The 15,915-nt window shown below is 64.2% G+C and carries 14 protein-coding genes; 11 read left to right on the forward strand and 3 right to left on the reverse strand.

The features are described from left to right. Window positions 1-5 precede the first annotated feature (5 nt). The 8 genes from FIU91_RS12910 (at window position 6) to FIU91_RS12945 (ending at window position 8,729) form a co-directional block, all read left to right on the forward strand. Window positions 6-3,059, forward strand: coding sequence for an efflux RND transporter permease subunit (locus FIU91_RS12910; protein WP_152462770.1), 3,054 nt, complete (start codon window positions 6-8; stop codon window positions 3,057-3,059). A gap of 131 nt (window positions 3,060-3,190) precedes the next feature. Beyond that, the gene (locus tag FIU91_RS12915) at window positions 3,191-3,898 is read left to right on the forward strand and encodes an ABC transporter permease (protein ID WP_152462771.1); all 708 of its coding nucleotides are present in this window, start codon (window positions 3,191-3,193) and stop codon (window positions 3,896-3,898) included. After that, window positions 3,891-4,652: an ATP-binding cassette domain-containing protein gene (locus tag FIU91_RS12920; protein WP_152462772.1), complete on the forward strand. Its 762-nt coding sequence runs from the start codon at window positions 3,891-3,893 to the stop codon at window positions 4,650-4,652. Before FIU91_RS12915 ends, FIU91_RS12920 begins: the two co-directional genes overlap by 8 nt. 27 nt (window positions 4,653-4,679) lie before the next feature. Continuing rightward, window positions 4,680-5,498 (forward strand): substrate-binding domain-containing protein, encoded by an 819-nt coding sequence (locus FIU91_RS12925; protein WP_152462773.1) that lies wholly within the window; start codon window positions 4,680-4,682, stop codon window positions 5,496-5,498. A gap of 78 nt (window positions 5,499-5,576) precedes the next feature. Continuing rightward, window positions 5,577-6,026 (forward strand): hydroxyphenylacetyl-CoA thioesterase PaaI, encoded by a 450-nt coding sequence (gene paaI, locus FIU91_RS12930; RefSeq protein WP_152462774.1) that lies wholly within the window; start codon window positions 5,577-5,579, stop codon window positions 6,024-6,026. A gap of 154 nt (window positions 6,027-6,180) precedes the next feature. Continuing rightward, window positions 6,181-7,593, forward strand: coding sequence for a cytochrome ubiquinol oxidase subunit I (locus FIU91_RS12935; RefSeq protein ID WP_093010715.1), 1,413 nt, complete (start codon window positions 6,181-6,183; stop codon window positions 7,591-7,593). A gap of 12 nt (window positions 7,594-7,605) precedes the next feature. Then, window positions 7,606-8,613: a cytochrome d ubiquinol oxidase subunit II gene (gene cydB / locus FIU91_RS12940; RefSeq protein WP_152462775.1), complete on the forward strand. Its 1,008-nt coding sequence runs from the start codon at window positions 7,606-7,608 to the stop codon at window positions 8,611-8,613. Next, on the forward strand, window positions 8,613-8,729 hold the full coding sequence (locus FIU91_RS12945; protein WP_152462776.1) for a DUF2474 family protein: 117 nt from the start codon (window positions 8,613-8,615) through the stop codon (window positions 8,727-8,729). Before cydB ends, FIU91_RS12945 begins: the two co-directional genes overlap by 1 nt. A 7-nt stretch (window positions 8,730-8,736) precedes the next feature. On the opposite strand, the gene FIU91_RS12950 is transcribed toward FIU91_RS12945, so the two are convergent. Then, entirely contained in the window at window positions 8,737-9,336 is a 600-nt protein-coding gene (locus tag FIU91_RS12950; protein WP_152462777.1) for a gamma-glutamyl kinase, read from the reverse strand. Window positions 9,337-9,518: 182 nt separating this feature from the next. Between FIU91_RS12950 and recA the strand changes: the two genes are divergently transcribed. The 3 genes from recA to FIU91_RS12965 all read left to right on the forward strand — a co-directional run bounded on the left by recA (window position 9,519) and on the right by FIU91_RS12965 (window position 13,710). Next, complete coding sequence (gene recA, locus FIU91_RS12955) at window positions 9,519-10,583, forward strand: recombinase RecA (protein ID WP_093010707.1); 1,065 nt, start codon at window positions 9,519-9,521, stop codon at window positions 10,581-10,583. A 165-nt stretch (window positions 10,584-10,748) separates the two neighbouring features. Beyond that, a complete protein-coding gene (gene alaS, locus FIU91_RS12960; protein ID WP_152462778.1) occupies window positions 10,749-13,403 on the forward strand; it encodes an alanine--tRNA ligase in 2,655 nt (884 codons plus the stop codon). A 1-nt stretch (window position 13,404) separates the two neighbouring features. Beyond that, window positions 13,405-13,710, forward strand: a complete 306-nt coding sequence (locus tag FIU91_RS12965) for a DUF1330 domain-containing protein (protein WP_093010703.1) — start codon at window positions 13,405-13,407, stop codon at window positions 13,708-13,710. 4 nt (window positions 13,711-13,714) lie between these two features. Here FIU91_RS12965 and FIU91_RS12970 read toward each other — a convergent pair whose 3' ends face one another. Both FIU91_RS12970 and typA read right to left on the reverse strand, forming a co-directional pair. Then, a complete protein-coding gene (locus FIU91_RS12970) occupies window positions 13,715-14,035 on the reverse strand; it encodes a cupin domain-containing protein (RefSeq protein WP_093010701.1) in 321 nt (106 codons plus the stop codon). After that, on the reverse strand, window positions 14,032-15,849 hold the full coding sequence (typA, locus tag FIU91_RS12975; RefSeq protein WP_152462779.1) for a translational GTPase TypA: 1,818 nt from the start codon (window positions 15,847-15,849) through the stop codon (window positions 14,032-14,034). The genes FIU91_RS12970 and typA overlap by 4 nt, the downstream gene beginning before the upstream one ends. Window positions 15,850-15,915 lie beyond the last annotated feature (66 nt).

The following is a 15,915-nucleotide window of genomic DNA, read 5'->3' on the forward strand; positions in this document are numbered from 1 at the left end:
AGTCCATGTCCATCGCTCGCGGAGCTATCGACCGCTCACTTCTGACATGGATGCTGATGATCGGCTGCATTCTGGGCGGCCTCTGGGGCTTTGCCACGATGGGCCGGCTCGAGGATCCGGCCTTCACGATCAAGTCGGCGGTGGTCTTCACGCAATATCCCGGCGCATCGGCCGATCAGGTCGCGACAGAGGTCAGCGAACCTCTGGAATCGGCAATCCAGCAGATGTCCGAGATCGACTACATCACCTCTTCCAACAAGCCGGGCACAAGCCGGATCACGGTGCAGATCCAGTCGACCTATGACGGCTCGGAATTGCCGCAGATCTGGGACAAGCTGCGAAAGGAGGTCTCTGACGCCCAGAACCAGTTGCCCTCGGGCGCGGGTCCGAGCCAGGTCAACGACAGTTTCGGAGACGTCTACGGCATCTTCTACGCGGTGACCGCGCCCGGATTTTCCGATGCCGAGATACACGAGCTTGGCGAATATCTCAGGCGCGAGCTGCTAACGGTCGAGGGCGTTGCCGATGTCGCGCTGGACGGGCTGCCCGAAGAGCGCATCTTCGTGGAGCCCGACAAGGCTCTCATCAAGAACCTGGGCATCTCTCCCGGCGCCATCGCGCAGGCCATCTCCAATTCGAACGCGGTGTCGGATGCAGGCTCAGTCAGCCAATCGGGCCAGGAAATCCGTATCGACGCGCCAGAAGGCTCGGGCACGGTGGATGACATCCGCGGCCTCACGATAGGCGTTCAGGGCGAGGTGATCGAGATCACGGATTTCGCGCGCGTCTACCGCGAGCGCGTCGCAGATCCGTCGACGATCATTCGCTTCGATGGAGAGGAAGCCTTCACGCTTGGCGTCTCCGGCCGGCAGGGCGAGAACATCGTCGACGTGGGGCGCGCCGTCGATGCCCAGCTCGATGCGTTGCAGCCGGACATCCCCCTCGGCGTCGAGCTGCATCCGATCTACCAGCAGCATGTCGTGGTCGATGAGGCCTCGACGAGCTTCCTCATCAACCTTGCCATGTCCGTCGGCATCGTGGTGCTGGTGCTCGCGGTCTTCATGGGCTGGCGATCTGCCGTGGTGGTTGGATCGACATTGCTTCTGACCGTCGTCGGCACGCTCTTCTTCATGGCGCTCGGCGATCTGCAGATGCAACGGATCTCGCTCGGCGCGCTCATCATCGCGATGGGGATGCTGGTGGATAACGCCATCGTTGTCGCCGAGGGGATGCAGGGCGACATGGACCAGGGCAAATCCTCACGCGAGGCGGCGGAGGACGTCGCGGGCAAGACCCAGATCCCCCTTCTTGGCGCGACGGTGATCGGCATCATGGCCTTCGCGGGGATCGGCCTCTCGCCCGATGCGACGGGCGAGTTCCTCTTCTCGCTATTTGCCGTCATCGGCATCTCGCTTCTGTTGTCCTGGGTGCTCGCGATTACCGCGACACCGCTTCTGGCGCATTACGTCTTCCGCCAGGGATCGGGTGAGGCAGGTGATCCTTATGGCGGGCCAGTGTTCCGGGCCTACGGCGCGGTCCTGCGCGGCGCGCTGCGCGTGCGCTGGCTCGTGATCGCGGCGCTGCTCGCCCTGACGGTGGTCTGCTATTGGGGCTTCGGCCAGGTGAAGCAGCAATTCTTCCCGGACAGCAACACGCCGATCTTCTACGTCCATTACAAGCTGCCCCAGGGTGCCAGCATCAATGCCACCGCCGAGGATATGGCGCTCGTGGAGGACTGGCTTTCGGAGCGCGACGAGATCGTCTCGGTGGCGACCTTCGTCGGCGGCGGCGCCACGCGCTTCATGCTCACCTACTCGCCCGAGGAAGCACTTCCGACCTACGGGCATCTGGTGATCCGCACCGAAACGCTGGAGGACATCCCGCCCCTTCGCGACGATCTGGAGCGCTTCGGACGCACGCAGCTGCCAGAAGGCGAGTTTCGCACCGAACGTCTGGCCTTCGGGCCGGGCGGCGGTTCTCCGATCGCGGTGCGGTTTTCGGGCTCGGACGCCGATGTCCTTCGCGCGCTCGCCAAGGAAGCGGCCGACCGGATGCAGGCCGCGACGGACGACGTACAGGATCTGCGGACCGATTGGCGCGAGCGCGAGCTTGTCCTCAAGCCCGATTATGCCGATGAGCGCGCGCAGACCGCGGGCGTCGCCCGCGAGGATCTGGCCAACGCGCTCCTGACCGCGACGGACGGTGCGCGCGCCGGGGTCTATCGCGAGAATGACCGGCTCATCCCGATCCTCGTTCGGATGCCCGGCGCGACCAAGCCGGGCGCGGCGCACCTGATCGACCAGGTCGTCTATTCCGATGCCGCGCAGGCGTTCATTCCCGTGGAGCAGATCATCAACGGGTTCGATTTCGGCATCGAGGACACCCTGATCCAGCGCCGTGACCGCGTATCGACGATCACCGTCGAAGCGGGCATTCCGGCAGACATGAACGCCTCTGCCGTGTTCAACACGCTCCGCGCCGATATCGAGGCGATGGAACTGCCGGACGGCTATACGATGGAATGGGGCGGCGAATACGAAAGCTCGACCGAAGCGCAGGAGAGCCTCGGAAAGCAGCTTCCCCTGTCGCTCATCATCATGGTGGTGATCTCGGTCCTGCTCTTCGGGCGACTGCGCCAACCGCTGATCGTCTGGCTGCTCGTGCCAATGGCGGTGAACGGCGTGGCGATCGGCCTTCTGGGCACCGGGCTGCCGTTCAGCTTCACCGCGCTCCTGGGCCTGCTGTCGCTGTCGGGGATGCTGATCAAGAACGGCATCGTGCTGGTCGAGGAGATCGACCTCACCCGCGCCGAGGGCGTCGCCTTCAGGGAGGCCATCGTGCGCGCCTCCACCTCGCGTCTGCGGCCGGTCGTGCTGGCAGCGGTGACGACGATCCTCGGGATGATCCCGCTGCTGTGGGATGCGTTCTTCGCGTCGATGGCGGTGACGATCATGGGAGGGCTCGGATTTGCCTCGATCCTGACGTTGATCGCGGCGCCGGTCTTTTACTCGCTCATGTTCCCGAAAGCCGATCGGGAAGCCCGCGAAGCCGCCGCCTGAGGGCGGCGGCGAGAGGCGCTGCCTCTCGCGCTCTCCGCGGTATTTGCCCCAACCCAAAGACAGGGCCGCTGCTTGACGGCAGGCGTCTTCGCACATAGCGTCGCTGCATAGATTCCGTGGGGCCGGAAATTATGCAAAACATGACAGAGGCAACGTGGCTCGCGCTGCAGCTCGTTCTGAGCGGGGATGCCGATCTACTGGAGATCGTCGCGCTGTCGTTGCAGGTCAGCCTCAGCGCGACCTTTCTTGCCTGCCTGATCGGTCTGCCGCTGGGCGCGCTCGTCGCCATCAGCCGCTTTCCGGGACGGGGCGCAGTGCTCGTCGTAATGAATGCGCTGATGGGCCTGCCGCCGGTCGTCGTGGGGCTGATCGTCTACCTCCACCTGTCGCGCTCTGGCCCCTTGGGCTTTCTCGGCCTTCTCTACACCCCGACCGCGATGATCATCGCGCAGACGATCCTGATCGCGCCCATCGTCGCGGCTCTGTCACGCCAGGTGCTCGAGGACATGCATGCCGAATATGCCGAGCAATTCCGCTCCCTGTGTCTCGGACGCTGGCAAGCGATGCAGGCGCTGATCTGGGATGCCCGCTACGCGCTGCTGACCGTGGGTCTTGCAGGGTTCGGCCGTGCGGTCGCCGAGGTCGGCGCAGTCATCATCGTCGGCGGCAATATCGACCACCTCACGCGCGTGATGACGACAGCCATCGCGCTCGAGACATCGAAGGGGGCCTTGTCGCTCGCCCTGGCGCTCGGCATCGTGCTTCTGGTGATCGCGCTCGGCGTGAATGCCGCGGTTCAGGGCGTGCGGATGAGCGCCGCACGGCACGCCTATGTCTGACGCTGCCTTCCCTTTCGCCGTCCGGGCAAGTGCCCGCGAGACCTCAAGCCGCGCGCCGCTATTCCCGCTGCGCGCCGCCGATGTGCGGCTGACCCTTGGCGGGACGGCCGCGATCGACGGGCTGAACCTGACGCTCTCGGGCGACGGCATCACCACGGTGATCGGCCCGAACGGCGCCGGAAAGAGCCTTCTTCTCAAGATGTTGCATGGTTTGATCCGCCCCGATGCGGGCGAGGTGACCTGGGGCGGCGCACCGGCGGAGAGCGTGACGCAGTGGCAGGCGCTCGTGTTCCAGACACCGGTCCTCCTCAGACGGTCCGTCGCGGCGAACCTCGAGTTCGTGCTGAAGAACCGGGGCGGCGATCCGGCGCGGCGCGATGCGCTCCTGACCCATGTCGGTCTTGCCCACAAGGCGCGTCAGCCTGCGCGGCGACTTTCCGGCGGCGAGGCGCAGCGCCTCGCCCTCGCCCGTGCGCTCGCGACCGACCCGGAGGTGCTGTTCCTCGACGAGCCGACCGCGAGCCTCGATCCCGCATCAACCCTCGCCATCGAGGAAATCGTCCGCGAGGCGCGCGATGCCGGCATGCGGATCGTCTTCGTGACGCACGATATCGGCCAGGCGCGGCGGCTGGCCGACGAGGTCGTGTTCCTCCACCAGGGGCGCGTTCTCGAACAGACACAAGCGGACGCGTTTTTCGACGGACCCGCAACCGACGCTGCGCGCGCTTTCATAAGCGGTCGCATCGTCGTCTGATTTTCAACCAGGAAAGGAAGCTCCCACATGTTCCAGCGCACTCTCTATGTCTCCTTCGCGGCGATTGTCGCGGCCAGCGCCCTGCCCGCGCAGGAGCAGTCGATCATCGTGCAATCCACGACATCGACAGCGAATTCGGGACTTTACGATCACCTCCTGCCGATCTTCGAGGAAGAGACCGGTATCGAGGTCAACGTCGTGGCCGTCGGCACGGGCCAGGCCATCACCAATGCCGAGAATTGCGATGGCGATCTCCTGCTCGTGCACGCCAAGCCCGCCGAGGAAGCCTTCGTCGAAGCCGGCTACGGCACAAGCCGCACCGACCTGATGTACAACGATTTCGTCATCGTCGGCCCGGATGGCGATCCGGCCGGCGTGGGCGGCATGAGCGATGTCGAGGCGGCCCTGTCCCAGATCGCCGAGAGCGGAAGCCTGTTCGCCTCGCGCGGCGATGACAGCGGCACCCACAAGAAGGAATTGTCGCTCTGGGAGGCAAGCGGCGTCGATCCGTCCACCGGGTCGGGCGAATGGTACCGCGAAACGGGCTCCGGCATGGGCGCCACGTTGAATGCCGGGATCGGCATGGGCGCCTACGTGATGACCGACCGCGCGACCTGGATCAGCTTCGAGAACAAGCAGGATTACGAGATCGCGGTCGAGGGCGACGAGGATCTCTTCAATCAGTACGGCGTCATCCCCGTGAGCCCCGATCATTGCCCGAGCGTGAATGCCGAGGCCGCGCAGAGCTTTGCCGACTGGCTCCTGTCTGAAGAAGGCCAGACGGCGATCGGTGACTACGCGGTCAACGGGCAGCAGCTCTTTTTCCCGAACGCGCCGGAAAGCTGAGACGAACGGGCATTGAGGCCCGGACCCTAGCTCCTGTAGCCTTCCCTCGCCGGGTTTGACCGGCTTGGGGAGGCGATCATGCCGAACAGCGATGCGGATATTCTGGCGTGGGCCTGCGCCGAGGCGATGTGGGCCGAGGATCACGCGAGCCGGGGCCTTGGCATGGAGCTTCTCGACGTCGCGCCGGGCCAAGCGAGGCTTGCGATGACGATCCGGCACGAGATGGTGAACGGACACGGGATCGCGCATGGCGGCTTAATCTTTACACTGGCCGACAGCGCCTTCGCCTTTGCCTGCAACACCTATGATGTCGTGACCGTCGCCCAATCGAACAGCATTACCTACCTCGCGCCCGGCAAGCTTGGCGACCGGCTGATCGCAGAGGCGCGCGAGATCGCCCGCCCAGGGCGCTCGGGACTTTATGACGTCACGGTTTCGCGCGAGGCGGACGGCACGCATATCGCGGAATTCCGCGGCCAATCGCGCAGCACCGGAAAGCCGCTCCGTTCCGCATCCGGGCAAAGCTGACAGGCGCGCTTGAAACGCAAGATGCCGCATCTCAGGGGTCTTGGCACCACCTTGGATTGCAAGATGTCGCACCGCAAAGCTGGCGCACCACGCTTTCCTTGACCGATCACCTGCCTAGTTCTGACCTATAAGTGCTACGAAACGGGAAGAACATATGCTCGAAAGCTTCAGCGCAGAGACTTTGGCGCGGATCCAGTTCGCCTTTACCGTCTCGTTTCACATCATCTTCCCGGCTTTCTCTATCGGCCTTGCGAGCTTTCTCGCCGTCCTGAACGGGCTTTGGCTCTGGAAGCGAAACCCGGTCTATATCAACCTCTTCAACTACTGGAAAAAGATCTTCGCGGTTGCCTTCGGCATGGGCGTCGTCTCGGGCATCGTGATGTCCTACCAGTTCGGCACCAACTGGTCGGTCTTCTCTGACCGGACCGGCCCGATCCTGGGCCCGCTCATGGCCTACGAGGTGCTGTCGGCTTTCTTTCTCGAGGCAGGCTTTCTCGGGATCATGCTCTTTGGACGCGAGAAGGTGGGCGAGAAGCTGCATTTCTTCGCAACGCTCATGGTCGCCTTCGGCACGCTGATGTCGGCCACCTGGATCCTCTCTGTGAATTCGTGGATGCAGACACCCGCCGGCTTCTCGATCGCCGAGAACGGGCAATTCGTGCCTGAAAGCTGGCTCGAGATCGTCTTCAATCCCTCCTTCCCCTACCGGCTGACGCACATGGTTCTCGCCGCCTACCTGACCACGGCTTTCGTCGTCGGCGGTACGGGCGCGCTGCATCTTCTGCGCGAGAAGACCGACCCCGAAGCGCGCAAGATGTTCTCGATGGCGATGTGGATGGCGGTCTGCGTGACCCCGATTCAGATCGTCGCTGGCGATTTCCATGGCCTGAACACGCTCGAGCATCAGCCGCAGAAGGTCATGGCGATGGAAGGGCATTACGACAGCCATCCAGACGGCGCGCCGCTGATCCTCTTCGGGATCGTCAACGCGGAAGAGAAAAGGATCGACTACTCGATCGAGATCCCGCAGCTCTCCTCGCTCGTGCTGAAGCACGAATGGGGCGCGCCGATGGACGGGCTCGACACGATTCCAGACGATCAGGAGCCGCCGGTCGCGATCGTCTTCTATTCCTTCCGCGTCATGGTCGGCATCGGCTTCCTTATGCTCGGCGTCGGGCTTTGGAGCCTTCTCAGCCGGTACCGGGGCAAGCTCTACGATGACCGGGCTCTACAACGGGTGATGACGGTGATGGCGCCTTCGGGCTTTGTCGCGGTGCTGGCAGGCTGGATCACGACGGAAGTCGGACGTCAGCCCTACACTGTCTACGGCCTCATGCGAACCTCGGACAGCCTCTCGCCGGTCGAGGCCCCCGCGGTGGCCACATCCCTCATCGCGTTCATCGTGGTCTATTTCTTCGTCTTCGGGGCGGGCACGTTCTACCTGCTCCGCTTGATGAGCAAGGAGGTGAAGGACACCGCGCCAGAGATCGACGACGGTCCGATCCGGACCGCGGGCATCACTCCGGCCAACCAGCTCAAGCCCGATGCCTGGGTTCCGGGCGAGTAAAGGAGGCGGCACATGGAATTCTTCGATCTCGCCTTCATCTGGGCTGGCCTCATCGCCTTCGCGGTGCTCGTCTATGTGATCCTCGACGGCTTCGATCTGGGTATCGGGATCCTGTTCCCTCTCGCCAAATCCGAGAAGGAACGGGACATCATGATGAACTCGGTCGCGCCCGTCTGGGACGGCAACGAGACCTGGCTGATCCTCGGCGGCGGCGGGCTCTTCGCCGTCTTCCCGCTCGCCTATGCCGTCGTGATGCCGGCCCTCTACATGCCGATCACCCTGATGCTGCTTGCCCTCGTCTTTCGCGGCGTGGCCTTCGAGTACCGTTGGAAGACCAAGCGCTGGAAAGGCTTCTGGTCGGCCGCTTTCTTCGGCGGATCGCTCGTCGCCACCTTCTGCCAGGGGATCGCGCTTGGCGCGCTGGTCCAAGGGATCGAGATCGAGCAGCGCTCCTATGCGGGGGGCTGGTTCGACTGGCTGACCTTGTTCTCGCTCTTTTGCGGCGCGGCGCTGGTCGTCGGTTACGCGCTGTTGGGCGCGACATGGATCAACATGAAGACCGAAGGTCCGCTACAGGAGCGCAATCGCAAGCTCGCAGGGCCGCTCGGTGTCGCGACGCTTGCCCTGATCGGCGTCGTCTCGACGCTGACCCCGTTTCAGGATCCGGTCTATTACGAGCGCTGGTTCACCCTGCCGGCAGCGTTCTGGAGCTATCTCGTCCCGGTCTTCCTGATCCTCATAAGCTACTTCCTTTTTTCGGGCTTGGCCAAGAACAAGGATTATCAGCCTTTCTTCATGGCCAACGCGCTCTTCATCGTCTGCTTTGTCGGTATCGGGATCAGCTTCTACCCCCATATCGTGCCGCCCTCCTTGACGATCGACGCGGCCGCCGCTCCGGATTCGAGCCTCCTGTTCGCCTTGGTTGGCGCGGGGATCCTGATCCCGATCATCCTGATCTACACCGCCTATGCCTATTGGGTGTTCCGCGGAAAAATCGACGAGAATGCAGGGTATCATTGATGGCTCAAGACCCGCGCCCGACCAAGGTCAAGCTTGCCTGGTTCGTCGTGATCTGGGCGGCATCAATCACCACGCTCGGCATCGTGGCCTGGCTCATCCGGCTGGTCGCGGTCTAGACGAGACTCATTCCGCGCCGACCCCTTCCCAGAGCGCAAACTCGGCAGCACATTTGCGGCGGAGCTTTGCCTCGATCTCGGGGCTGAGCGTCAGATCGCGGCGGGGCGAGACGTTCTCTCGCGGCAGGTCGATCTCGACGCCGAGCCGCTCTTCCAGGAAGGACACGATCCGCCCCTGATCCTCGTAGCGGAAGAAATGCGTGACCTCCGTGCCGTTCGGCCGGGGTTCGACGAATTTCGACTGGTCGCCGATATTGGCGAAAGGCGGACGATCGCCCCGGCAATAGGCGTCGACGAAGGCGTCGAAGGACAGATCCTTCGTGGAGACCCGCTTGCCGTCGAGAAACGGCCGCTGGCGATACCTGTACCATGAGCCGAGCCAGGAAATCGGCTCGCGGATGACGGCCATCACATCCATCTCCTCGGCGCCCATTTTCTCGAACATCGGGCGGAAGAAGCGGTTGTAACGATAGACCGGCGCGTGCTTCAGTTCCGGTGGGTCGTTCACCACCATCCCCGCATGCGGCGCGAGTGCCTTGGCGTAAGCCGATGTGCCCGTCTTCGGCACCGCCAGCATGACCAGCCGCGCCTTCCAGAATACCAGCATGCCCGCCCCTCTCTGCCTCGCGCTTCGTAACTACTTGTTTACGCTCCTCGCGCAAAGATCGCTTGGTTGATTTCTCTTGAAATGTTCCCCTTTTGCCCTCATACATCACGAGAACAAGAGGTGAACGACGCAGTCATTGCCGCGTGCTTTGCGGTATGGAATAAGGACGGAAAGGCAAGCAGATGGCAGACCTACTCTCCATGGACAGCAAGCGTACGGCAGACAAGCAGAAGGCGTTGGATTCGGCTCTGGCGCAGATCGAACGGCAGTTCGGCAAGGGCTCCATCATGAAGATGGGCGGCGACAACGCGATGCGGGATATCGAGGCGACCTCGACCGGCTCGCTCGGGCTCGACATCGCGCTCGGGATCGGCGGGCTGCCGATGGGCCGCATCGTGGAGATTTACGGCCCCGAATCCTCGGGCAAGACGACGCTCACGCTGCATTGCGTGGCCGAGCAGCAGAAAAAGGGCGGCGTCTGCGCCTTCGTCGACGCCGAACACGCGCTCGACCCCCAATATGCCAAGAAACTGGGCGTCGATCTGGACGAGCTTCTGATCTCGCAGCCTGACACCGGCGAGCAGGCGCTCGAGATCACCGACACGCTGGTGCGGTCGGGCGCGGTGAACATGGTCGTGGTCGATTCGGTCGCGGCGCTGACGCCCAAGGCCGAGCTCGAAGGCGACATGGGCGATTCAAGCGTCGGTGTGCAGGCCCGCCTGATGTCGCAGGCGATGCGTAAGCTCACCGGCTCGATTAGCCGCTCCAACTGCATGGTCGTCTTCATCAACCAGATCCGGATGAAGATCGGCGTCATGTTCGGCTCGCCCGAGACGACGACGGGCGGCAATGCGCTGAAGTTCTACTCTTCCGTCCGGCTCGACATCCGCCGCATCGGCGCGGTCAAGGATCGCGACGAGGTCGTCGGCAACGCCACCCGCGTGAAGGTCGTGAAGAACAAGGTCGCCCCGCCGTTCAAGCAGGTCGAGTTCGACATCATGTATGGCGAGGGCATCTCCAAGACGGGAGAGCTGATCGACCTCGGCGTCAAAGCCGGCGTGGTGGAGAAATCGGGCGCCTGGTATTCCTACGGGGATGAGCGCATCGGTCAGGGCCGCGAGAACGCCAAGACCTTCCTCAAGGAAAACACCGCCGTCGCGCTCGAGATCGAGGACAAGATCCGCGCGGCGCACGGGCTCGAATTCGACATGGGCCAAGAAGAACAGGACGACGTGGTCGAGGGCTGAGCCCCGGCGCGCAGCTTTAACGCCCTGATAAGCCCGTCATCGCCCCGGCCCGAGTGGCCGGGGCGTTCGCATTTGCGCCCTGCCCCCTCTGCCGCCCGTGGACACCCGGCGCGCCCGGCGCTACACCTCCGATCGATCAGATCCACGGACAGACAAGAGCCGAGAATGCCCAGCCTCAACGACATCCGCTCCACCTTCCTCGGCTATTTCGAGAAGCAGGGACACGAGGTCGTGCCCTCCTCCCCGCTCGTGCCTCGGAACGACCCCACGCTCATGTTCGCAAATTCCGGCATGGTGCAGTTCAAGAATCTCTTCACCGGGCTCGAACACCGCGACTATACACGCGCCACCACTTCGCAGAAATGCGTGCGCGCCGGCGGCAAGCACAACGATCTCGACAATGTGGGCTACACCGCCCGGCACCACACCTTCTTCGAGATGCTCGGCAATTTCTCCTTCGGCGACTATTTCAAGCCCGAGGCGATCCCCTTCGCCTACGAGCTCATCACCCGCGAATTCGGCATCGATCCGACCCGGCTTCTGGCTACCGTCTATCACACCGATGACGACGCCGCCGCGATCTGGAAGAAGGTGGGCATCCCCGAAGACCGGATCATCCGCATCGCGACCTCGGACAATTTCTGGCAGATGGGCTCCACCGGCCCCTGCGGGCCCTGCACCGAGATCTTCTACGATCATGGCGATCACATCTGGGGCGGCCCGCCGGGATCGCCCGAAGAGGATGGCGACCGGTTCATCGAGATCTGGAACATCGTCTTCATGCAGAACGAGCTCTTCGAGGATGGCTCGATGCGCGAGCTCGACATGCAGTCGATCGACACCGGCATGGGGCTGGAGCGGATCGGCGCGCTCTTGCAGGGCAAACACGACAATTACGACACCGACCTGATGCGGAGCCTGATCGTGGCATCCGCCGAGGCCACATCGACCGATCCCGACGGACCCGGCAATGTGCATCACAGGGTGATCGCGGACCATTTGCGCTCCACCTCCTTCCTGATCGCGGACGGCGTCATGCCGTCGAATGATGGGCGGGGCTATGTCCTGCGGCGGATCATGCGCCGTGCGATGCGCCACGCGCATCTTCTGGGCGCGAAAGATCCGCTGATGCACCGGCTCGTGCCCGCGCTCGTGCGCCAGATGGGCGCGGCCTATCCCGAGCTTCCCCGCGCGCAGGCGCTGATCGAGGAGACGCTCAAGCTCGAGGAGACGCGGTTCCAGCAAACGCTGGATCGCGGTCTCAAGCTGCTCGACGACGAGCTCGGCAAGCTGCCCGAAGGCGCGGAGTTGCCCGGCGAGGCGGCGTTCAAGCTCTACGACACCTACGGCTTTCCGCTCGACCTCACGCAGGATGCGCTTCGCGAAAAGGATCGCACGGTCGATACCGAAGGCTTCGACGCCGCAATGGCCGAGCAGAAGGCCAAGGCGCGTGCCGCATGGTCGGGCTCGGGGGAAGCCGCCGATGCTGCGATCTGGTACGATCTGGCGGACACGCATGGGGCGACCGACTTCCTCGGCTACGACACCGAAACCGCCGAAGCGATCGTGCTCGACATCGTCGAGGATGGTGCCGCGACCGGATCCGCCGCGAAGGGCGCGAAGGTACAATTCGTGCTCAACCAGACCCCCTTCTACGCGGAAGCTGGCGGCCAAGTTGGCGATACCGGCGAGATCGCGACCGATCAGGGCCGCGCGAAGATCACCGACACGCGCAAAGTGGCGGGCGTCTTCATACATTTCGGCGAGGTGACGGACGGTACGATCACGAAGGGCGAGGCCGCGCGGCTCGAGGTCGACCAAGATCGCCGCCGCAAGATCCGCGCCAACCACTCCGCCACGCACCTTCTCAACGAGGCGCTGCGGCGGACACTCGGCGATCACGTCGCGCAGCGCGGCTCGCTCAATGCACCCGACCGCCTGCGCTTCGACTTCAGCCACGCCAAGGGTCTGTCGCTGACCGAGATCGAGACCATCGAACGCGAGGTCAACGACTACATCCGCCAAAACGCGGCGGTCGAGACCCGGATCATGACGCCGGACGATGCCCGCGCGATGGGCGCACAGGCGCTCTTCGGCGAGAAATACGGTGATGAAGTGCGCGTTGTCTCGATGGGCCAGCAGCCGGGCTCTGGCAAAGGTACGGACGGGACGACCTATTCCATCGAGCTGTGCGGCGGCACTCATGTGACCCGTACCGGCGAGATCGGTCTTTTCGTGACGCTTGGCGACAGTGCATCCTCCTCCGGTGTGCGCCGGATCGAGGCGCTGACGGGCCAGGCGGCGCTCGACTATCTGCGCGGCCAGGATCACCTCGTCGCGAACCTCGCACTCGATCTGAAGACGTCTCCCGCCGACCTGCCCGGTCGCGTCCGCGCGCTGATGGATGAGCGCCGCGCGCTGCAAAACGAGGTCGCGCAGCTCAAGCGCGAGATCGCAATGGGCGGTGGCGATGCCGGCGGCGCGGAGCCCAAGGATATCGGAGGCACACCCTTCCTCGCGCAGACGCTTTCCGGCGTCTCGGGCAAGGATTTGCGCCCGCTTCTCGATGAGCACAAACGCCGTATCGGCTCTGGTGTGATCCTTCTGGTCGCCGAGGCGGACGGCAAGGCCGCCGTCGCGGCGGGGGTGACCGACGATCTTACGAACAAGGTCTCTGCGGTCGATATCGTGAAAGCGGCGGTCGAGGCGCTCGGCGGCAAGGGCGGCGGTGGCCGCCCCGACATGGCACAAGGCGGCGCAGCCTCGGCCGAGAACGCGGAACACGCCATCAAGGCGGCGGAAGCCGTGATCGGAGGATAACATGCCCGCACTTTGGATCGCCCACGTCCATGTCACCGACGCGGACGCCTATGGCGAGTATGCCAAGCTCGCCGGGCCGGCGATTGCCGCGCATGGCGGCGAATTCGTCGCCCGCGGCGGCCGCTATGTCGTGCTTGAAGGAAACAAGACCGCGACCGGAAACGAGCGCGAGCGCCACGTCGTCGCGCGCTTCCCGTCGGTCGAGGATGCGGAGGCCTGCTACCGCTCGGACGCCTACCAGGAGGCCCTGAGCCATGCGACCGGCGCGTCGGAGCGGGATCTTCTGATCGTCGAGACGACCGAGTAACGGTCTATTCGAGGTCCGTCTGGATCCATTCGGGCGCAAGATGGAGGTCTTGCGCCTCGTACGGAACCTCGAGCACCTCGAACTTGTGCGGCACTTCAGCGGGCCCCCGGATGACGTCGCCGGGGCCGCCTTCGATCACCTCGTCCCCGACGAAGAACCGCGCCCGGCCCCGCCGGATCACGAAAAGCTCGTCATAGGGGTGCCAGTGTAGCTTCGGCCCGCTGCCCACTGTGTCGGACGTCACGAAAAGCACCGTCACGCCGACGCCGAGATCGGCGCCGGTGACATGGCCCTTCAGGCCCGGAGAGCGCTTCAGCTCGCTCACGAGGCTTTGGACATCCGCTTGCGCTCATGCGGATCAAGATAGCGCTTACGCAGACGGATCGCGTTCGGTGTGACCTCGACGAGTTCGTCGTCGTTGATATAGGCGATGGCCTCTTCCAGCGACATGATCGTCGGCGGTGTCAGGCGCACAGCGTCATCCGTGCCGGAGGCGCGCACGTTGGTCAGCTTCTTGCCCTTGAGCGGATTGACCTCAAGGTCGTTCTCGCGGCTGTGCTCGCCGATGATCATGCCCTCGTAGACTTTCGCCTGCGGACCGATGAACATCCGGCCGCGCTCTTCGAGGTTCCACAGCGCGAAGGCGACGGACTCGCCCGATTCCATCGAGATCAGCACGCCTGCGCGCCGCCCCTCGATCTTGCCCTTGTAGGGGGCCCAGCCGTGGAAGACGCGGTTCATCACGCCGGTGCCGCGGGTATCCGTCAGGAACTCGCCCTGGTAGCCGATGAGGCCCCGCGCCGGAACGTGCGCGATGATACGCGTCTTGCCGGTGCCAGCGGGTTTCATCTCGACGAGCTCACCCTTCCGCACGCCAGTCAGCTTCTCGATCACGGCGCCGGAATAATCGTCATCGACATCGATGGTGACTTCCTCGATCGGCTCCTCGCGGCCGGTCTCGCCGTCGCGCATGATGACCTGCGGGCGCGCGATGGACAGCTCGAAGCCCTCGCGGCGCATGTTCTCGATCAGAACGCCCATCTGCAACTCGCCCCGGCCCGAGACCTCGAAGGCATCGCCGCTCGGCGTCTCGGCGATCTTGATGGCGATGTTGGACTCGCCCTCCTTCATCAGCCGGTCTCGGATCACGCGCGACTGCACCTTCTTGCCGTCACGGCCCGCAAGCGGGCTGTCGTTGATCCCGAAGGTCACGGTGATCGTCGGCGGATCGATCGGCTGGGCGTCGAGCGGCTCATCGACGGCGAGCGCGCAGATCGTGTCCGCGACGGTCGCCTTCTGCATTCCCGCAAGCGTGACGATGTCACCCGCCCGCGCTTCCTCGATGTCCTGGTAGGAGAGACCCCGGAACGCCTGAATGCGGCTGACGCGGAATTGCTCGATCTTCTGGCCGATGCGGCTGAGCGCCTGCACCGTCGCGCCGACCTTGAGCTTGCCCGACTCGACCCGGCCCGTGAGGATCCGGCCGAGGAACGGGTCCGAGGAGAGCGTCGTCGCGAGCATCCGGAAGTCTTCGTCTTCGCGCTTCACCTGCTTCGGCGCGGGCACGTGATCGACGATCAGCTTGAAAAGCGCCGAGAGATCCTTGCGCGGGCCGTCAAGCTCGTGATCGGCCCAGCCCGACCGGCCCGAGGCATACATGTGCGGAAAGTCGAGCTGATCCTCGTCCGCGCCGAGATTGGCGAAGAGGTCGAAGCATTCGTCGAGCGCGCGGTCGGGCTCGGCATCGGGCTTGTCGACCTTGTTCAGAACGACGATGGGGCGCAGGCCAAGCGCGAGCGCCTTCGAGGTCACGAACTTCGTCTGGGGCATCGGCCCCTCGGCGGCATCCACGAGCAGAACGACACCGTCTACCATCGACAGGATGCGCTCCACCTCGCCGCCGAAATCGGCGTGGCCCGGCGTGTCGACGATGTTGATCCGCGTCGACTTCCACTCGACCGAGGTCGCCTTGGCGAGAATGGTGATCCCCCGCTCGCGTTCGAGGTCGTTGGAATCCATCGCCCGCTCGGCCACCTGCTGGTTTTCGCGGAACGCGCCCGATTGCTTCAGCAATTCGTCCACCAGCGTCGTTTTGCCGTGGTCCACGTGAGCGATGATTGCGACGTTGCGCAGGTCCATGAGGGAATCTTTCTCGATGTCTTGGGTCGCGGGCGGGGTATCGCCGGAACGGCGAAAAGGCCAGCC

It is taken from the genome of Roseivivax sp. THAF30, from assembly GCF_009363575.1.
GTDB lineage: Bacteria > Pseudomonadota > Alphaproteobacteria > Rhodobacterales > Rhodobacteraceae > Roseivivax > Roseivivax halotolerans.